The sequence below is a fragment of the Thalassobacter stenotrophicus genome, assembly GCF_001458315.1.
Classification (GTDB): domain Bacteria; phylum Pseudomonadota; class Alphaproteobacteria; order Rhodobacterales; family Rhodobacteraceae; genus Thalassobacter; species Thalassobacter stenotrophicus.
Genome location: NZ_CYRX01000031.1, coordinates 137,056 through 156,221, shown reverse-complemented (window position 1 = coordinate 156,221; position 19,166 = coordinate 137,056). Strand labels below are relative to the sequence as shown.

Below are 19,166 nucleotides of genomic sequence, written 5' to 3'. Positions count from 1 at the left end.
AAGCCACCCTAAGCTGCGGCCAAGGATGCTGTAAATGTATCCATCAGGATGGCCTGGGTATGACCTTGGGTGGCCTGAACAACGCAAAACCGGGAGACGTATTATGCGTATGAAATCCAAACTTATGGGCGCCGTCGGGGCCCTCGCGATGCTGACAGGTGCTCAGGCTGCGATGGCTGGTGGCCACGGCGGTGAGATCACTGTCGCCTACTTCCTCGAGTGGCCGATGCCATTCCAGTACGCCAAAGCCAACGGCATCTACGAAGAAGAAATGGGCGTCAAAATCAACTGGGTGTCGTTCGACGCCGGTACCGCAATGTCCGCTGCAATGGCGTCGGGCGACGTGCAGATTTCTGTCAGCCAAGGTGTGCCACCCTTCGTGGTTGCTGCATCCGCAGGCCAAGACATCAAGGCCGTCGATGTTGCTGTGAGCTATTCGGAAAACGACAACTGCGTCGTGTCCTCTGCGCTCGAAATCGACAAAACCAACGTAATGGACCTTGAGGGCAAGCGCGTTGCTGTGCCACTCGGGACCGCTGCACACTATGGCTTCCTGAGCCAGATGAACCACTTCGGCGTCGATATCTCGAAGCTGGAAGTCGTTGACATGGCCCCTAACGAATCCGCACCTGCGTTCGCACAAGGCTCGCTCGACATGGCATGTGGCTGGGGCGGTTCGCTGCGCACCATGCTGGATCACGGCAACGTCCTGCTGACTGGCGCAGAAAAAGAAGACCTGGGCATTCTCGTGTTTGACGTCACATCGGCACCTGCTGATTTCGTCGCCGAAGAGGGTGAGTTGCTGTCCAAGTTCCTCAAGATCACCGCAGACATGAATGATCGCTGGAACTCAGGTGCTGCGGCTCAGGCTGAAATGCTGCCCGTCATCGCAAAAGACGCGGGCATGGACGAAGACGCAACAGCAGCCACTATGGCCACGTTCGTGTTCCCCTCTGCTGAGGATCAGCTGTCCGAGAAATGGCTCGGTGGCGGTGCTGCTGACTTCATGTCCGGCGTGGCTGGCGTGTTCGTCGATGCAGGCTCGATCCCATCGGCTCTGGGCACTTACGCTGACGCCGTAGACACGGCTCCTTTGGCTGCTGCCAAAGGCATGTAAGTCGCATTTTGGGCCGCGCGGGCAATCCGCGCGGCCCTTTTCTATTGTCTGACCTTTTCAGAATTGGAGATCCCGATGACCACCGGGCTCGCAATCGAGAACCTCTCGATGCGGTTTGACCTTCCTAACGGAGGTCATGTGCAAGCATTGAAGGACGTGTCCCTTCAGCTTCAAAAAGGCGAATTAATGAGTGTGCTGGGCCCCTCGGGCTGCGGCAAGACTACGCTTTTGAACATTGTCGCAGGGTTTCTTGCGCCGACCGCAGGCAAAATCGTCCTGAACGACCATACGGTCCAAGGCCCCGATGCCGAACGCGGTATGGTGTTTCAGCAGGGTGCGTTGTTCGAATGGATGTCGGTGCGTGACAACGTCGAGTTTGGCCCCCGGATGAAGGGCACCCCCGAGGCGGAGCGGCGCGAAAGCTCGGACCACCTGTTGGAAATCACCGGTCTGGGTGATTTTAAGGATAAAGCGATCTATGAATTGTCCGGCGGGATGCAACAGCGTGTGGCTTTGGCCCGCTGTCTTGCGAATGACCCGGACGTGATCTTGATGGATGAACCGCTTGGCGCGCTGGACGCGTTGACGCGCGAAAAGATGCAAGGCCTCGTGCTGAAGCTGTGGAAGGAAACTGGCAAAACCGTCATCCTGATCACGCACTCTGTCGAAGAGGCGCTGCTGCTGGGGGAACGTTTGTTGGTCATGGCACCGCGCCCGGGTCGCATCCACAAAGAATACCGTCTGCCATTTGCAGAGATGGGTGTGAACTCGGACCTGCGCGATGTCAAAAAGGATCCGCGGTTTGCCCAAACCCGTGAGGAAATTCTTGGCATGATCTGGGAGATGGAAGAAGAAATCATGGGTCGGGCGGAGGACGCATAAATGACTGCTCTTGTTATTCTGCTCGCATATGTGGCGTTGTTCGTTGCCTCGATGGTGATTGTGAACACGCTCACTGCGAAAAGCCGCCCCAAGGATTTCACATCGCTCAAGACGGTGACATTCGGTGACGAAAGCGCCGTGCGCCCGAACAGGTTCGCCTCTGTTATTTCGGTGGTTGTTCTGTTCATGATTTGGGGCGCGTTTACGGGCTCTGTGATTTCTCCCATCCATGTTCCCGGCCCGTTTGAGGGCGAGACATCGTTCGAATACACCGCGCAAAATGGTGCGGGCGAAACGGATGACGCCGAAGTACGGGTCATCGTCTTTCCGGTCGGCACTGAGGTTGATCCACCCGAAGTGGCCCCCGGTGACGGTTTTGCCCTGAACGACAGTGATGAGGTGGGCGTTTGGCGTTCCAAGCTGATCCGCGTGCAGGCCAATGACGTCGGCTCCAAAGAGGACGGCTATGCTATTATCGCTGTGAACGGTGAGGCGATTGCCCCCGGCGGTTCCGTCAGCGTGGCTGACGGTCAGGTCAATATGACCGACAAAGGCTCGCTCAACTTCATCCCCGCAACTGGGTTGCAAATGCAGCCCCTGTACCTGCCATCGCCAGAGCGTGTGGTTGAGGCGATGTTCGAAGTCGCGACAGATGGCTTCCGCAACTTTACCTTGGTCGAGCACCTTGGTTGGTCACTGATCCGCGTGTTGGGGGGCTTTGCCCTCGGGGCTTTGGTCGGAATTCCGCTTGGCTATGCCATGGGCCTTAGCAATTGGTTCCGCGGTTGGTTCGACCCGATCGTTGAGTTCATGCGCCCGGTGCCGCCCTTGGCACTGATCCCGCTGATCATCATCTGGTTCGGGATTGATGAAACCGGCAAGATCGTTTTGCTGTTCCTTGCAGCACTTTGGATCATGGCCATTGGCGCGCGGGCAGGGGTGTCTGGTGTGAACATTACCAAGGTTCATGCGGCCTACTCGCTGGGTGCGTCCAAGTGGCAAATCCTGCGCCACGTGATCGTGCCCAACTCCCTGCCTGAGATTTTCACGGCAGCCCGGGTCGCGATGGGCGTCTGCTGGGGCACCGTTGTGGCGGCTGAACTGGTGGCTGCAAATGTCGGCGCGGGCATGATGATTACCGCCGCGAGTAAGTTCCAACAGACCTACATCGTGGTGATGGGGATCATCCTCATCGGGATCATTGGCTTCGGTATCGATATCCTCATGCGCAAAGCGGAAAATTGGCTCGTGCCCTGGAAAGGTCGAAGCTAAGACCAACAGACGTTATCAAAAGGGCGCCGCGTGGCGCCCTTTTTTGTGGGTGGCCTCGACTTGCTGGATTGTGTGTGCCCAAGCTATCAAAGCCGAAAGGAGCGTCCGAATGACTGACCCCAAACAGCCTCGCGATTTTATCCGCCATGTTGTGTTTTTCACAGCCAAGGACCCAGCGGATCTTCCGAAGATTATTGAGGGGCTAAAGATTTTGGGGGGCATTCCGGGTGTGCAGAACTTCGATGTCGCGCAAAGCAGCAATACCGATCCGCTGACGGATCGGGTGGATGTCGTGGTGTATGGTGAGTTTGCGGATGAGGCCGCGTTGACAGCCTATCGCGCGCATCCGCTGTATCAAGAAAGCATCCGCCGGGTCCGGCCCTTGCGTGGCACCCGTGTGGCGGCTGACTTTTAGTTGCCGCGCCAGATCCAGCCGCCACCAAAGATGCGGCTGCTGTCGAGGTCGTAGAACACACAAGCCTGCCCAGGGCTGACGCCTTCTTCGGCGGTCATCAGCTCAACAGTTGCCTCGGTCGCAGAGATGGGCCGAATGATCGCTTCACGCGGGGGGCGGGTTGAGCGGACCTTGACGCCCACGTGCCATTCATCCCGCGCGGTCAGCGGCGTGTCGCCCAGCCAGTTAATCTCACGCACAGGCACAGACCTGGTGGCGAGCATGCTCTTGGGCCCGACAACGACTTGTTTCGTGTCCGCGTCCAATTTGACCACATAGAGAGGATCGGCCAAACCACCGATGCCCAGCCCGCGGCGTTGACCGATGGTGTAGTTGATCACGCCGGTGTGGCTGGCCAACACGCGGCCCTCGGTGTCGACAATGTCGCCGGGCTGACCCGCGCCGGGGCGTAGCTTTTCGATAACTGCGGCGTAGTCACCGTTGGGCACAAAACAGATGTCCTGACTGTCTGGTTTGTCCGCGACGCTCAGCCCGTATTTGGCCGCCAGTGCACGGGTGGCCTCCTTAGAGGGCAGGTGGCCCAGCGGGAACCGCAGATAATCGAGTTGTTCCGCCGTCGTGGAAAACAGGAAATAGCTTTGGTCCCGCGCGGCATCGGCGGCGGAGTGTAGCTCGGCCCCTGCGGCGCCCATCTTGCGTTGGATATAGTGGCCCGTCGCCATGCAATCGGCATCTAGGTCCTTGGCCGTTTCGAGCAGGTCTTTGAATTTGACCCGTTCATTGCACCGAATACAGGGCACAGGTGTGGCCCCGCCAAGATAGCTATCGGCGAACTCATCAATCACCGCCTCGCGGAAGGTGTTTTCATAGTCGAGCACGTAGTGGGGAAAGCCCATGTCCTCGGCCACTCGGCGAGCATCATGAATGTCACGACCCGCGCAGCAGGCACCTTTTTTGGCCAAGGCCGCGCCGTGATCGTACAATTGTAGCGTCACACCGACGACATCATACCCTTCTTCGGCCAATTGCGCGGCCACAACGGAGCTGTCCACGCCGCCCGACATCGCCACAACGACACGCGTGTCAGCAGGGGCTTTTGCAAATCCTAGGGAATTCAAACTCTTGTCGAGGGGCATGCGGCAATCTCCGGGAAACTCTGCGCAGATATATGAAAATCTGAACTATTCTCAAGGGATGACTTCATTTGTCCTTAAAACCTTAGGCTGCATGTGGGGGCCGAAACAGCACACGAGATAGTTAACATGTTTATCAGACGGCCCAAACAACCCCATTCTGTGACCCTGCCGGATGGGCGCCAAATGACCCGCGAAGACTTGCCTTCGCCCAATACACGCCGCTGGGTTGCCAGCCGAAAGGCCTCGGTCGTGATCGGGGTTCAGTCTGGACTTTTGACGCTGGAAGAGGCTCTAGAAACCTATTCCCTGACAGAAGAAGAGTACGCGTCGTGGGTTTATGGGGTCTCGGCGCATGGGGTTTCTGGGCTGAAAACCACTCAAATACAGCGATTTCGGTAATGTTACTTAGGATTTTGTCTATTTGGCCATACAGTAACCAGTAGTTAACCATTTCGAGTCAATCTCTCGTTAACGCCGGGGGCAAACATGGAGATTTGAGATGCGCGTTTTGTTGGTTGAAGATGACCCTACGACATCGAAAAGCATCGAAATGATGCTGACGAATGCAAACCTGAACGTCTATTGCACAGACATGGGTGAGGAGGGGATCGATCTCGCCAAACTTTACGATTACGATCTCATCTTGCTTGACCTGAATTTGCCGGACATGAACGGTCACGAAGTGCTGCGACAACTGCGGATGAGCCGGATTGAAACCCCGATCCTGATCCTGTCCGGCGCGGATGACACCGAAAACAAACTCAAAGGGTTTGGGTTCGGGGCCGATGACTACATGACCAAACCGTTCCATCGCGAAGAACTGGTCGCGCGCATTCACGCCATCATTCGGCGGTCCAAGGGGCACTCTCAGTCGGTGATCAAAACGGGCCGTGTAACGGTTAACCTGGACGCGAAAACGGTCGATGTGGACAATCAGACGGTTCATTTGACAGGTAAAGAGTACCAGATGTTGGAGCTGCTTTCGCTGCGCAAAGGCACGACGCTGACCAAGGAAATGTTCCTGAACCACCTCTATGGCGGTATGGATGAACCTGAGCTGAAGATTATCGATGTGTTCATCTGCAAGCTGCGTAAAAAACTGTCAGAAGCCACCGGTGGCGAAACACATATCGAGACGGTTTGGGGCCGTGGGTATGTGTTACGCGATCCTGTTGAGGATGAATCGAATAAACCCATGGCCATCGGCGCTTAATCGTACGAGCTGGACTGGAAAAGCGGGCAACACCCTCCTATCACTACCGTGATGAGCGGAGGGGATACTATGCAGCTTGATGACAATCTTGACGTGCTGACACAAACAGAAGCCGCCGCTGAGCTTGAACGCTTGGCGGCACTTTTGCGTGATGCAAACCTTGCCTATCACCAAGCTGACGCGCCGATCATGTCGGACGCCGAGTTTGATGCGCTGCGCCGGCGCAATGCAGCGCTTGAGGCGCGCTTTCCCGACCTCGTGCGCCAAGATAGCCCCTCTGCTACTCTCGGGGCTCCTGCCGCGGAGGGTTTTGGTAAGATCACTCATGCACAGCGGATGCTGTCACTTGGCAACGCATTTACCGACGAAGATGTGGAAGACTTTGTAAAGCGCATCCGTAAATACCTCGGGTTAACTGCGGATACTCCGCTCTGGTTTACGTCTGAGCCAAAAATCGACGGGCTGTCGCTGTCCTTGCGGTATGAGCATGGCAAACTCGTGCAAGCGGCGACACGCGGGGATGGTGCCATAGGTGAGAATGTCACCCAAAATGCAAAAACGATCGAAGATATCCCCCACGTTCTTCCCGCCTCAGGCCCTGAAATCCTAGAGGTTCGGGGTGAAGTTTACATGAGCCACCAAGACTTTTCGGCCCTAAATCAACGGCAAGAAGCTGCAGGGGCAAAAACCTTCGCCAACCCGCGCAATGCGGCTGCAGGATCCTTGCGGCAGTTGGATGTGGCTGTCACCCGTAGTCGCCCGCTGCGGTTCTTTGCCTACGCGTGGGGCGAAACGTCCGCCCCAATCGCAACTTCGCAGGCCGCCGCGATTGAGCAGTTGGCCGAGTGGGGGTTTAGCACCAACCCACTTACGCAACGGGCTTGCAGTGCCCAAAACCTCATCGCCCAATATCACAAAATCGAAGAGCAGCGGGCCGACCTTGGCTATGATATTGATGGGGTGGTCTACAAAGTTGATGATCTGGCCTATCAGGACCGGCTTGGCTTGCGCTCGACCACGCCGCGTTGGGCCATTGCTCATAAATTTGCCGCTGAACTCGCATGGACAAAAATCGAAGCCATCGACATTCAGGTAGGGCGGACCGGCGCGCTTAGTCCGGTTGCGCGATTGGTCCCGGTGACTGTGGGCGGGGTGGTCGTGTCGAACGCGACGCTCCACAACGAAGATTATATTGCGGGGCGAAACGCGCAAGGGGTCGAAATCCGCGACGGTCGAGACATCCGGGTCGGCGACACAGTGCAAGTTTACCGCGCCGGTGACGTAATCCCCAAGATCAAAGACGTCGACGTCTCTCGGCGACCTGAAGATGCGAAACCTTTTGAATTCCCGACCTTATGCCCCGAATGCGGATCCGAAGCGGAGCGGGAGGCCGGTGACGCTGTGCGCCGTTGCACGGGTGGTATGATCTGCCCCGCGCAAGCCGTTGAAAAGCTAAAGCACTTTGTGTCTCGCGCGGCATTTGACATCGAAGGAATGGGGGCAAAACAAGTTGAGCAATTCTACCGCGATGAGTGGATTGCTGAACCTGCGGACATTTTCACACTAGAAGCGCGATACGGCTCAGGCCTGCAGGCATTGAAAAACAAAACGGGGTGGGGGGATCGATCGGCCCGAAACCTCTTTGCGGCAATTGATGAAAAACGCAAAATCCCGCTCAACCGGCTGATTTTTGCCCTTGGATTGCGCCACACCGGTGAGGCCGCGAGCAATCTTTTAGCGCGCCATTACAATACATGGCCCCGTTTGGCCGCGGCGATGGATGCCGCAACCGACCCGAACAGCGCCGCTTGGTCGGGGCTGATCGACATTGATGGTATCGGCCCCGTAATGGCGCATTCGTTGGTGATGGCCTTTGCCAACCCGCGCGAACGTGCCGCCATAGACAGACTTGTGGCGCATCTGGATGTGCAGCGGGTCGAAGCCCCAGCAAGTGATGGCAGCCCCGTCGCGGGCAAAACGATCGTGTTCACCGGTACGCTTGAAAAGCAAACAAGGGCAGAGGCCAAAGCCCGGGCCGAGCGGATGGGCGCAAAGGTGTCGGGATCAGTTTCCGCTAAGACTGACATTTTGGTTGCGGGCCCGGGCGCGGGTTCTAAGGCGAAAAAGGCCGCAGATCTCGGCATCGAGATCCTTGATGAGGACGCGTGGTTGGCCCTGAGCCAAGCATGAGCAGCCGTCCCGAGCTTCTTTTCCCGCTGTTTGCGAGTACGGAAACCCTTGCAGGTATTGGCCCCAAAACGGCCAAAGCGTTAACGAATTTGGGCGTCGAGGCGCCCATAGACTTGTTGTTAACACTGCCAAGCTCAATCATCGACCGCCGCCCGGTGCCGACGGTGCAAGGTGCACTAACCGGCAGCGTTGTGACCACCGAGGTTGAAGTTGGCGCGCATATCCCGCCGCGTAGTCGTGGCCGTCCTTATCGGATAGAAGTGCACGACAGTCAGACCGATTTTACGCTCATCTTTTTCCATGCCCGCACTGATTATCTTGAACGAATTCTGCCGGTTGGGGCACGTCGTATCGTCTCTGGCAAAATCGAGTACTTCGATGGTGGTATCCAGATGTCGCATCCGGATCACGTTGTGGCCCCGGATGAGGCAGGGTCGTTGCCGACGTTTGAGCCTGTCTACCCGCTGACGGCAGGGATCACGCAAAAGGCGATGTTCAAGGCCACGAGTGACGCATTGGCGCGTGCGCCAGCCTTGACGGAGTGGGTTGACCGTTCGTTGCTGGAGCAACGGCTGTGGCCTGATTGGTTAACCGCATTAACCATACTGCATCGGCCCACCCCTGAGGATGGCGCACACCCGGAGGCCCGCGTGCGCTTGGCTTACGACGAATTTTTCGCCCACCAACTGACACTCGGGTTGGCACGTGCGCGGGATCGTGCACAGCCGGGGATTGCGTCGCGCGGATCCGGCGCATTGACGGCCAAAATCATGGAAGCCTTGCCCTACACCCCCACAGGCGCGCAGTCGCGCGCAGTACAGGAAATCGGTGCGGATTTGGGGCGGCCAGTGCGGATGTCACGGCTTTTACAGGGCGATGTCGGCGCGGGGAAAACATTGGTCGCGCTACTGTCGATGGTCACTGTTGTCGAGGCCGCAGGCCAAGCTGTCATGATGGCCCCCACGGAAATTCTGGCGCGTCAACACTTGGCAGGGTTGCGCCCTTTGGCAGAAGCAGCCGGCATCGTCGTTGAAATTTTAACGGGCCGCGACAAAGGTGCTGAACGTCGCGCAAAGCTAGCGGCCCTCGCGGCCGGCGATATCCATATCCTTGTAGGTACCCACGCGGTATTCCAGCCGGATGTTGTCTTTGCTGATCTGCGCCTTGCGATTGTGGATGAACAGCACAGGTTTGGTGTCGCGCAGCGTCAGATGTTGGGGGAAAAGAACCGCGCAGTTGATATGCTGGTCATGACCGCCACGCCAATCCCACGTTCCCTTTCATTGGCGCAATATGGGCATATGGACGTGTCGGTTTTGGATGAGAAGCCACCTGGCCGCACACCGGTCCGTACCGCACTTGCGGCGCACACGCGGCTTGAGGAAATCGTGGGAAATCTGCGCGGCGCTATAGCTGAGGGCAGACAGGCCTATTGGGTTTGCCCGTTGGTTGAGGAAAGCGAGGTCGTGGATCTGACCTCCGCAGAGACACGTTTCAAATTGCTGCGCGCCGAATTGGGCGAGGGAAAAGTGGGGCTGGTACACGGCCAGATGCCGGCCGCCGAAAAAGATGCGACCATGGCCGCGTTTGCCGCTGGGGAATTGTTGGTTTTGGTGGCCACAACGGTGATCGAGGTCGGTGTTGATGTCCCCAATGCGTCGATCATGGTGATCGAACGGGCCGAGACGTTCGGCATGGCACAATTGCACCAGCTACGGGGGCGGGTTGGGCGTGGGGCTGCGGCGTCTACGTGCGTTTTGATGTACAAAGCGCCTTTGTCAAAAACGGCCGAACATCGGTTGCGAACCTTGCGGGACAGCGAGGATGGGTTCTTCATTGCAGAGCAAGATCTGCAAATGCGCGGGGCCGGTGACGCAATTGGTACCGCTCAAAGCGGTGTTCCTCGGTTTCGAATTGCCGACTTGGAACAACAGGCCGATCTGATGGCGATTGCACAGTCGGATGCTCGCAAACTTCTCCATGACGACCCTGAGCTGCAAAGCCCTCGGGGCCTCGCAGCGCGTCAGCTTTTATGGCTTTTGCGCCAAGATCGGGCGATCCAGTTGATCTCGGTTGGCTAACTCTCTGGAGTACCTATTCACGAATGTTCTCATAAAGTTCTTTACATGCTGTACTGTTTGTGAGAACAAAGTGACAACACTCATGAATTAAGTCTTAAGGAGCCTCCTATGACGAACCTTGTGTCTATGATCCGCCGCGCCCCTGAACAGCTAATGATGGATATGCTGGGTGGCGTTTGGCTCGTCTCTCTTGTGCTTGGTGCTCTGCACCTCCCGTCTTTTCTCTGAGCAACCCTCCTTTGCCACTGGCTTTCGTCTGCGGACACTTCTGTCCCCATTGTGTGCGCTGAGTTCGACAAGTCCACTGCCTCTGGACATATGAACATTGCGAAAACGAGTGGTTTCACCGCCGCCTCCTCGGAGAGCGGCGGTTTTTTATAGTTTATAGCCCATCCGCAATCCGCCCCAATGTTTGCCCTGAACGGTGATGGGAACGGCAAGATCTTTCATGAGAATGAACTCTCCGTTTCCCATGTCGCGGCGATAAACCTGCAATAAAAATGGATCTTGGTTCTGACCCGCTTTCAGGCCAACCCGGTCATCAAACACCCGACGATTTCGGCAGTTTCCTGCGTTCCATTCCGTGTCGTTACCTTGGGGGTGTGAGAACTGTTTATTGTGTGTCGGCAAATATCCGCTCCGTGTAACGGCGGCGCAAAAGGCAACGCGCGCATCGATTTGAAGGGCTGCTTCTAGGATCGGCGGCAGGACTTGATCAGTGAACTTGGTGAATGGCGCCATATGTTGTTGCGGCGCGGTGTTGTTTATCGGGGTCAGTTGCTGACTGAACAGATCGTTTTGCGAAATCGTGCCAACCTCGATCGCGTGTTCAAAAAGATCGGCGATCTGTTCCGCCATATCCATTCCAGCCGCGATAAAGGCGCTGTCCGGGGTCTCTGCGCCCAGTCCAGTGGTTGCTTGGACGATTTTCTCACAGCTGTCTACCATTCCCTCAAGTCGGCCGCGCGCCTTAGTAATCCCGTCCCCCACGGTCGTCGCACTCGCTTCAATCAGTTTGAACGGGGCGGCGAAGGCTGCGGTCGCGGCCTCAACATCACGGGCGCGGGCCGAGATGTTGGTTGCGTCTTGATGGGTGCGTTCGGTGCTATGCGTGATATCGCGCAGAGCTGCGTGCGTGCTATCGGCAGCGTCGACCAAATGGGCTGTTTGCTCTGCGGTGGTTTGGGCGTCTACGCGCATTGCGGTCGTCCAATCACCAAGGTTGGTTATATTGTCGCCGATGCCTGCGGCGGCCTGTGCTGTCTGGCGGGACAAGTCTTTGATCGCATCAGCCACAACCGCAAAGCCTTTGCCTGCGTCGCCTGCGCGCGCGGCCTCAATCGTAGCGTTGATCGCAAGGATATTAACCTGCTTGGCAATCGTCGTGATTTGCCCATTCGACTGGACAATCGATTTGAGCGTGGCGTCCAACTCGGCAACGCGGTCCTCTATGCCAGCGACCCAGGCGGCCATGTTTTTGGTCGTATCAAGTGACGCTTCAATCGACGCGGAAGAGGCTTTGACCTTCTCCAACGTTTCTGTCGCGGCTTGGGTGACCGACACGACAGTTTCGATCACGCCTTGGTTTGCGGTCTCAATGTTCTGCGCACCATTGCGCGCATCCCTAAGGCTGACCATCTGGTTTTGTGCGAGGCCGTCCACCTCATCAAAGAACCCAGCCAAGTCCACGACATCGTAGCCCGTGCGCGAGGCAAGGGTGGCAAGCCGTGTCACGGCAGCGGTGTCAATATCGGTGGCCTGTGCGCCTAATTCTGGGCCCTCGGGTAAAGCGACCATTGCGAATCTCCCGTGGTTTCTTTCCAAACCATAGGCGCAGATCGGTTACGGAGCCGTTAAGTGTGAACCACCTGTTTCGCTTGGCGCGATTTGTTCAGCGGCCTCTAGGGCTGCATCAAACGCCAGCAGGATCGACGCATGGCGGTTCTTGTATTCCCGCGCGGGCAGTAACACTTCCAGATCATGAAACGGTGCGTCGGGTGCAGGGCCCTCATTGCACAGCATTTCAATCAATTGGGCACGCGCGGTGCTTACTTCATCAATCGTACGCCCGATAATTCCAGAGCCGACAACAGACGCCGCGGCTTGACCCAGTGCACAGGCCTTCACGTCTTGGCCGTATTCGCTAATGCGCCCGTCATCCATCGCCAAATCGACAGTCACCATTGATCCGCACATCGGTGATCGCTTGCGCGCAGTGGCCTGCGGTGCGCTCAGACGCGCAGTATGGGGCATATTGGCCGCGAGTGCCAAAATTCGTCCGCTGTAAAGCTTGATCAGGTCTGTATCGCTCATCTGCCAGTGCCTTGATGTTTTGGACAAAAGCGGGTGCATCCGCGTGGCGTCATAGATAGACTGTTTGTGGACTTTTGCAATGGAGCAACCCGATGGCCTTTGACCCCTCAACCCTGACTTATAACGCACAAGGGCTCATCCCCGTGATCGCACAAGACTGCGACACGCATGAGGTCTTGATGATGGCGTGGATGAACGCAGAAGCCGTCACCAAAACACTTGAAACACGTCGCGTTACCTATTGGTCGCGCTCGCGGCAGGCGTTTTGGGTCAAGGGCGAAAGCTCGGGCAATACCCAAGCCCTTGAGGCGCTGCGCGTCGATTGCGACCGCGATTGTCTGCTCGCCTTGGTGCGTCAAAACGGGCCTGCCTGTCACACCAACCGAAGGGTCTGTTTCTATACGGATATCACGGATGAGGGCGAACAGGTGCTGATGGAGCCAATGGCCTGATCACAACCCGCGTTCTGAGGGTTGACCGTTAGCGCTAACATTGATACTTGGCGGTGACGAAAGAGGAGAGACGTATGCCTGTTAACGACACAATTGCCGCCATTACCGAGCGTGTTGTGGCACGTTCCAAATCCGCCCGGAGCCAATACTTGGATCGGATGCGCCGCGCCGCCGAAGATGGCCCGCGTCGCGCGCATCTGTCCTGCTCGAACCAAGCCCACGCCTACGCCGCGATGGGCGACGACAAGGACGCGCTGGTCGCAGAGCGTGCGCCCAACATCGGGATCGTGACGGCCTACAATGATATGCTCTCTGCGCACCAACCGTTCAAAGACTATCCAGATCGCATCAAGGACGCCGCCCGCAAGGTCGGCGCCACCGCGCAGATAGCGGGCGGTGTTCCCGCGATGTGCGACGGCGTCACACAAGGGCAGGTCGGGATGGAGCTTTCGCTCTTTTCACGCGATGTGATTGCCTTGGCGACGGGGGTCGCACTTACGCACAACACCTTTGATGCGGCACTTTACCTTGGGGTCTGTGACAAGATCGTCCCAGGTCTGATTATCGGGGCTGCAACCTTTGGTTATCTGCCGGGCATCTTTGTGCCTGCAGGGCCAATGGTCTCGGGCCTACCGAACGACGAAAAAGCCATGATCCGTCAGCAATTCGCAAAGGGCGAGATTGATCGCGCCACGCTGATGAAGGCCGAGATGGATAGCTATCACGGCCCCGGAACTTGCACGTTCTACGGTACCGCGAATTCAAACCAAATGCTGATGGAGTTCATCGGTCTACATATGCCCGGTGCCTCCTTTATCAACCCCGGCACACCGCTGCGTGACGCGTTGACGGATGCTGCAACCGAGCGCGCGGCTGCGATCACGGGCCTTGGCAATGCCTACACGCCCGTGTGCGATATCCTCGACGAAAAGGCGATCGTGAACGGCCTTGTGGGCCTGATGGCGACGGGCGGCTCAACGAACCTTGTGATTCACATGATCGCAATGGCGCGTGCGGCAGGTGTCATAATCGATCTCCAAGATTTCGCGGATATCTCAGAGGCAACGCCCCTTATGGCGCGGGTCTATCCCAACGGTCTCGCGGACGTGAACCACTTCCACGCGGCGGGCGGGCTGGCCTACATTATCCACGATCTACTCGAGACTGGCCATCTGCATGAGGACGTCAAAACAGTCGCGGGCGCGGGCCTGTCCAACTATGCCACTGAGCCGAAACTCAGTGGTGACCGCGTCAACTGGGAACCGGGGCCTCGCGCCACACTCAATTCCAAAATCCTCCGTTCCGCGTCAGAGGCTTTCCAGCCCTCGGGCGGCCTCAAACAGCTTTCGGGCAACCTAGGGCGCGGGGTGATGAAGGTCTCCGCTGTCGACCCGGCCTACCACAGCCTTGAGGCCCCGGCGCGGGTTTTTGAGGACCAAGAACAAGTCAAAGCCGCCTTCAAGGCGGGCACGTTGACCGACGATGTTGTGATTGTCGTCCGCTACCAAGGCCCCAAAGCCAATGGCATGCCCGAACTGCACGGGCTGACCCCGGTGCTCTCGATCCTCCAAGGGCGCGGCCAGCGCGTGGCCCTCGTGACGGATGCTCGGATGTCGGGCGCATCAGGCAAAATCGCGTCCGCCATTCACGTCTCGCCCGAGGCGCTTGATGGGGGCGTGATCGCGCAAGTCCAGGATGGCGACATTGTACGTGTCGATGCCACCAATGGCATCCTCGAAGTGCTGACACCCGGTGTCACGGATCGTCCGATCAAGCATCCCGACCTTACCGCAAATCAATCCGGCATCGGGCGGGAGCTGTTTGACATCTTTCGCCAAACCGCTGGCAGCGCCGACACGGGCGCAGGTGTGGTCGTCTAGCACGCTCCGCCTCCTTTGTTCCCCAAATACTCCCGCCGGAGGCACCCGACCTCTCAACACAGGACCACACTATGACCCCTCTCGAACAATCCTCCGCCACACGTGCCATCTGCGCCGCAGCCCCCGTCGTGCCTGTGCTCGTTTTGGATGATGCAAGCACGGCAGCTGATCTGGCGCGGGCGTTGGTGGCCGGCGGCTTGCCCGCACTTGAGGTCACATTGCGCACAGATGCGGCTCTCGACGCGATCCGTGAGATGGCGCAGGTTGAAGGCGGGATCGTCGGGGCCGGCACGCTCCTGACGGCGGCGGATGTAAAAGCCGCCAAAGAAGCAGGCGCGCAGTTTGGTGTCTCGCCGGGGGCCACACCTCATCTCTTGGCGGCCTGCCAAGAATACGGCCTGCCGCTCTTGCCCGGCGCGGCCACGGCAACAGAAGCGATGGCCTTGCTGGAGCAGGGCTATGACATGCTCAAGTTCTTCCCTGCTGAGGCTGCGGGCGGTGCCCCTGCGCTGAAATCACTGGCCAGCCCGCTGCCACAAATCACCTTTTGCCCCACGGGTGGTGTGTCTCCGCAGAACGCGGGCAGCTACTTGGCGCTGCCCAACGTGGTCTGTGTTGGTGGCTCTTGGGTCGCTCCTGCCTCCGCTATTGCGGCGCGGGATTGGGCCGGGATCGAGGCTTTGGCACGTGAGGCGGCAAGCCTCACGGCCTAAGGTCTATTGGACAGGCAGTTTGACCGGGAACCGGGCGCGCAGGCGGGCGTCCAATCCTGCATCGAACACCGCATTTGACCGCTGGCTAAGGATCTCCTCCTTGCGTGCTGTGGCTTTCTTGAGCAACTCGGGGCGGCCGTTTTCCTCCCATTCCTTGGGGGAGCTTCGGTCCGCCAGCGCGGGGTAAATGAACTCGGTCTGCATCAACCTCAGGGTTTGATCTGTCCCGAGGTAATGACCCGGCCCGCCAAGGCAGGTGCTGCGCATCGTGTCCAGCGCGAGAGTGTCAGAGTTAACCTCAATCCCACGCACACACCTGAGGGCTTGCCCGATCAGGTCATCGCCCAAAATGAGGCTCTCAAGGCAGAACCCAAGAAGAGAGGCGTGCATGCCTGCCGCTTCATAGACCATGTTCAAACCGGCGAGCCCTGCAAGTGTGTTCGATATCCCTTGTTCCCATCCAGCTTGCATGTCGGGCAGCTTGGCATCGGCAATGCCGGCCGCGGCACCTCCGGGAAGCCCGTAAAAGCGGTGCATCTGTGCGCAACCTGCGGTCAACAGCGCTTGCTCGCCCGAACCGCCCGACATCGCGCCCGTGCGCAAATCAGACACAAATGGCCACGTGCCAAAAATAGCCGGATGCCCCGGTGCCATCGCGTTGACATAGACAACGCCCGCAAGGCACTCAGCCACGGCCTGGACAATGGCACCTGCGATGGGGGCAGGGGCTGTCGCACCCGCTTGACCGGCCGATAGAAGCAGTACCGGCATGCCCGCCCCGATACAGGCCTCCATCACAAGGCAGCTTTCGGTGGCGAACTTCATAGGTGGGACGACAAAACAGTTCGAGTTTGACACAAATGGCCGCGCGCGCCAGGCCTCATCACTGCCCGCCACCTCACGCAGAAATTCGAGGCACATGGGCACGGTGACGGCATCCACAAATGAGGTGCCGATGTGCTTGGTTGTGCCCGAAACGCAGGCATACAGGGTGTTGAGGTCCATCTCCTGTGCGTCCGGGATGTCGCGCGGGACCATGGGGCGTTGCAAAAAGTGGACGTTATCCAAACGGTCCGCAATACGAGCCGCGTCGTAAAGGTCCTGTAAGGTGCTTTCGCGGTAGGTGCCGGTTTCAACGTCCACCATATGAACCGCGGCCCCGGCTGTGCCGTAGTGCACTTTGCTACCACTTAGGTGCAAATCGTGGGCCGGGTCGCGTCCTTGCAATGTGATCTCACGTGCGGCCAATTCCAGCGATTGCATGACCAGCGCGCGTGGGAACCGCAGGCGTTTGTCTTCGCCCAGTGTGGCACCTGCGCGGGTCATGATCTCCACCCCCGAGGGGGGCGCATCCGCGAGGCCGATTTCTTCGAGCGCTGTAAGTGCGGCCTCATGGATGGCAAGTATGTCATCTTGGCTGAGCGGGTTGAACGTGCCGCCGGGCAATCCGGCGCGAACGGGTGTCACATCGGCCGCAAGAGGGGCTGCACGCAGCGCATGACGCGCGGCGCGGCCACCGGCGCGCGGACTGCGCCGTTTGGGTTCTGCATTCATGTTTGATCTCGATCTGGAGTAAGGGCAGGAAAGGGTGATCAGCCTTTGGTCGGTCTGCCCCGCGCCGCACGTCCCCGATCCGCACCGATGGTGCGGCTCACAAGCGCGATCTTCCAATCATTGTCGCGGTGGTGTTTTTTCTTGCGGCTCATGGTGCCAGCTATGCACGCGATTCCCCGTTCCGCGCGCTTGGAAGCGACAAAGTGTCGTTTTCAGACCTCAAAGGCGGATACGCTGTGGGGCTAGGCCGCCTTAGAGGCGAGATGCGCTGCGAACTGCAAAAGCGTTTCGACCGCTGAACGCAGGGCCGCATCATCCACCGTCAGCGCCAGCCGGATGTGGCCAGCGGCCGATGCGCCAAAGCTTTCGCCGGGCATGGTCGCGATGTGATGGGCGTCGAGCAAGGCATCGGCAAACGCCTCACCGCTCAGGCCCGTGGCACGGACATCCAACATTAGATACATCGCCCCCCCAGAAGGCAGGGCGCGCACGATATCTTGGGCGTTGATCTGGACCAGCGTTTGATCGCGGCGGCGCCGGAAGGGTGCAGCGATTTCAGCCTCAAACGCATCCCCTTGGCGCAAGGCCCACAGAGCTGCGTCCTGCAAGAAACCCGGCACGCCATAGGTCGTGTGGGTCGATAGGTTGATGAGGTGGGCGATGATGTCTTCGGGCCCCACCAACCACCCGACCCGAGAGCCGGTCATCGCATGGCTCTTGGACATTGAACCGACCACCAAGGTCCGTTCCGCCATACCGGGCAGGGCGCGGGGTGACAGGTGCGCGCCGTCCCAGACTTGGGTGTCATAGACCTCATCCGAAATCAGCCACATGTCGTTGGCACAGGTGAAATCGGCAATGATGCCAAGTGTTTCGGCGCCATAGATCACGCCTGTGGGGTTGTTGGGCGTGTTGATTAGCAGGCTGCGGGCTGGAGCGTCGCCTAATGCAGCATCAAGGGCCGCGCGTGTGGGTTGGAAATCGGCCTCCGACTGGGTGGGAACGGATACGGCCACACCACCGGCGCCCCGGATCGTGCCGGGGTAGGTCGCGTAATACGGGTCAAGGTAAAGCGCGCGTTCACCGGGGTCGAGCGCGGCCATATGTGCGGCAAACAGTGCGGATTGCCCGCCGGGGGTGATGACAACGTTTTGTGGTCCGGTTGGGACGCCTGTACGGGCTTGGACACGGGCGGCGACGGTGGCGCGCAAATCGGGGATGCCGGGCACGGCGGCATAGCCTGTGTGGCCCGCACGGGCGGCCCTGTGCATTTCGTCCAAGATCGCAGGGCTGGTGCGAATGTCATGCTCTCCGATGGTCAGCTCAACCACGGGCGTGCCTGCGGCCTTCATGGCGCGTGCTTTGTAGAACACATCCCACCCGTCGGAGCCGCCGCCGGTCAATCCACTCAACCTGTGTGATACATTCATTGCGGCGTCCCCCACTGTGATTTGGTCGCACCAAGCCATGGGATCGCGCCCATGTCAAACCGCACTACGGGGTGTTAACGCTCGGCGCTGCCCGCGCTGAGCCGCCGCGCAGGCGAGAGGGTCGAGAGTACGACCTCATAGGATGTGGTCACTCGATCCATGATCTCACTTCGGGGGCGATTCCACCCAATCATGACCCATCCACCCTCACGCAGGTAGGGCGGTTGGGTTGCTTTGCCCAATTCAATCAGGACCGAGGCGCTGTGGGCTGTTCGGCATTTTACGGAGATTCCAGAGCCGTCTGTAGCATAGGCCGCAAACATTTTGCTCCCGACTTTCCAGACCTTAATTTCGGGCCCGAAAGGGAAGTCTAACGTGGTGCCCCGTAGGCTCGCACAATGTGTATCTACGTCAGCAGCAAGCATGAAATACAACCTATTGGAGAATTAGTGATTTGCAAACCTTTTTCAACGCGATCTGGGCGGTGGATGCGGGCGGCGGGTTTCAAGATGCAGCGC

Annotated in this window: 17 protein-coding genes; 11 read left to right on the top strand and 6 right to left on the bottom strand. The window is 58.5% G+C overall.

Going from position 1 to position 19,166, the window contains the following annotated elements; all coding sequences use genetic code 11:
* Nucleotides 1–103: 103 nt before the first annotated feature.
* The 4 genes from THS5294_RS11470 to THS5294_RS11455 all read left to right on the top strand — a co-directional run bounded on the left by THS5294_RS11470 (nt 104) and on the right by THS5294_RS11455 (nt 3,686).
* Nucleotides 104–1,117 carry a taurine ABC transporter substrate-binding protein gene (locus tag THS5294_RS11470; protein WP_058124183.1) on the top strand — a complete coding sequence of 338 codons (1,014 nt, stop codon included), beginning with the start codon at nt 104–106 and terminating at the stop codon, nt 1,115–1,117.
* Nucleotides 1,118–1,192: 75 nt separating this feature from the next.
* Nucleotides 1,193–1,999: a taurine ABC transporter ATP-binding protein gene (locus THS5294_RS11465; RefSeq protein ID WP_038003453.1), complete on the top strand. Its 807-nt coding sequence runs from the start codon at nt 1,193–1,195 to the stop codon at nt 1,997–1,999.
* On the top strand, nt 2,000–3,271 hold the full coding sequence (locus THS5294_RS11460) for an ABC transporter permease (RefSeq protein WP_038003451.1): 1,272 nt from the start codon (nt 2,000–2,002) through the stop codon (nt 3,269–3,271).
* A 109-nt stretch (nt 3,272–3,380) separates the two neighbouring features.
* Nucleotides 3,381–3,686, top strand: a complete 306-nt coding sequence (locus THS5294_RS11455) for a Dabb family protein (RefSeq protein ID WP_058123870.1) — start codon at nt 3,381–3,383, stop codon at nt 3,684–3,686.
* On the opposite strand, the gene mnmA is transcribed toward THS5294_RS11455, so the two are convergent.
* Entirely contained in the window at nt 3,683–4,822 is a 1,140-nt protein-coding gene (mnmA, locus tag THS5294_RS11450) for a tRNA 2-thiouridine(34) synthase MnmA (protein ID WP_038003447.1), read from the bottom strand. The two genes, THS5294_RS11455 and mnmA, sit on opposite strands and share 4 nt — an antisense overlap.
* A 126-nt stretch (nt 4,823–4,948) precedes the next feature.
* Between mnmA and sciP the strand changes: the two genes are divergently transcribed.
* The 4 genes from sciP (at nt 4,949) to recG (ending at nt 10,306) form a co-directional block, all read left to right on the top strand.
* Entirely contained in the window at nt 4,949–5,221 is a 273-nt protein-coding gene (gene sciP / locus THS5294_RS11445) for a CtrA inhibitor SciP (protein ID WP_038009611.1), read from the top strand.
* 100 nt (nt 5,222–5,321) lie between these two features.
* On the top strand, nt 5,322–6,035 hold the full coding sequence (ctrA, locus tag THS5294_RS11440; protein ID WP_058123869.1) for a response regulator transcription factor CtrA: 714 nt from the start codon (nt 5,322–5,324) through the stop codon (nt 6,033–6,035).
* Nucleotides 6,036–6,104: 69 nt separating this feature from the next.
* Nucleotides 6,105–8,225: an NAD-dependent DNA ligase LigA gene (gene ligA, locus THS5294_RS11435; protein ID WP_058123868.1), complete on the top strand. Its 2,121-nt coding sequence runs from the start codon at nt 6,105–6,107 to the stop codon at nt 8,223–8,225.
* Complete coding sequence (recG, locus tag THS5294_RS11430; protein ID WP_058123867.1) at nt 8,222–10,306, top strand: ATP-dependent DNA helicase RecG; 2,085 nt, start codon at nt 8,222–8,224, stop codon at nt 10,304–10,306. The genes ligA and recG overlap by 4 nt, the downstream gene beginning before the upstream one ends.
* A 375-nt stretch (nt 10,307–10,681) precedes the next feature.
* Here recG and THS5294_RS11425 read toward each other — a convergent pair whose 3' ends face one another.
* Nucleotides 10,682–12,103 carry a methyl-accepting chemotaxis protein gene (locus THS5294_RS11425; protein WP_058123866.1) on the bottom strand — a complete coding sequence of 474 codons (1,422 nt, stop codon included), beginning with the start codon at nt 12,101–12,103 and terminating at the stop codon, nt 10,682–10,684.
* Between the two features lie 45 nt (nt 12,104–12,148).
* On the bottom strand, nt 12,149–12,619 hold the full coding sequence (locus THS5294_RS11420; RefSeq protein WP_058123865.1) for an iron-sulfur cluster assembly scaffold protein: 471 nt from the start codon (nt 12,617–12,619) through the stop codon (nt 12,149–12,151).
* A gap of 92 nt (nt 12,620–12,711) precedes the next feature.
* On the opposite strand from THS5294_RS11420, the gene hisI reads away from it, so the two are divergent.
* The 3 genes from hisI (at nt 12,712) to eda (ending at nt 15,664) form a co-directional block, all read left to right on the top strand.
* Nucleotides 12,712–13,071: a phosphoribosyl-AMP cyclohydrolase gene (gene hisI, locus THS5294_RS11415; RefSeq protein ID WP_058123864.1), complete on the top strand. Its 360-nt coding sequence runs from the start codon at nt 12,712–12,714 to the stop codon at nt 13,069–13,071.
* 74 nt (nt 13,072–13,145) lie between these two features.
* On the top strand, nt 13,146–14,951 hold the full coding sequence (edd, locus tag THS5294_RS11410; protein ID WP_058123863.1) for a phosphogluconate dehydratase: 1,806 nt from the start codon (nt 13,146–13,148) through the stop codon (nt 14,949–14,951).
* A 71-nt stretch (nt 14,952–15,022) separates the two neighbouring features.
* Nucleotides 15,023–15,664 (top strand): bifunctional 4-hydroxy-2-oxoglutarate aldolase/2-dehydro-3-deoxy-phosphogluconate aldolase, encoded by a 642-nt coding sequence (gene eda, locus THS5294_RS11405; protein WP_058123862.1) that lies wholly within the window; start codon nt 15,023–15,025, stop codon nt 15,662–15,664.
* 3 nt (nt 15,665–15,667) lie between these two features.
* Here eda and THS5294_RS11400 read toward each other — a convergent pair whose 3' ends face one another.
* The 3 genes from THS5294_RS11400 to THS5294_RS11385 form a co-directional block, all read right to left on the bottom strand.
* Nucleotides 15,668–17,218, bottom strand: a complete 1,551-nt coding sequence (locus THS5294_RS11400; RefSeq protein ID WP_058123861.1) for a trimethylamine methyltransferase family protein — start codon at nt 17,216–17,218, stop codon at nt 15,668–15,670.
* Between the two features lie 242 nt (nt 17,219–17,460).
* Nucleotides 17,461–18,648, bottom strand: a complete 1,188-nt coding sequence (locus THS5294_RS11390; RefSeq protein WP_058123859.1) for a pyridoxal phosphate-dependent aminotransferase — start codon at nt 18,646–18,648, stop codon at nt 17,461–17,463.
* A gap of 74 nt (nt 18,649–18,722) precedes the next feature.
* A complete protein-coding gene (locus THS5294_RS11385) occupies nt 18,723–19,073 on the bottom strand; it encodes an MmcQ/YjbR family DNA-binding protein (RefSeq protein WP_072936621.1) in 351 nt (116 codons plus the stop codon).
* Between the last annotated feature and the right edge of the window lie 93 nt (nt 19,074–19,166).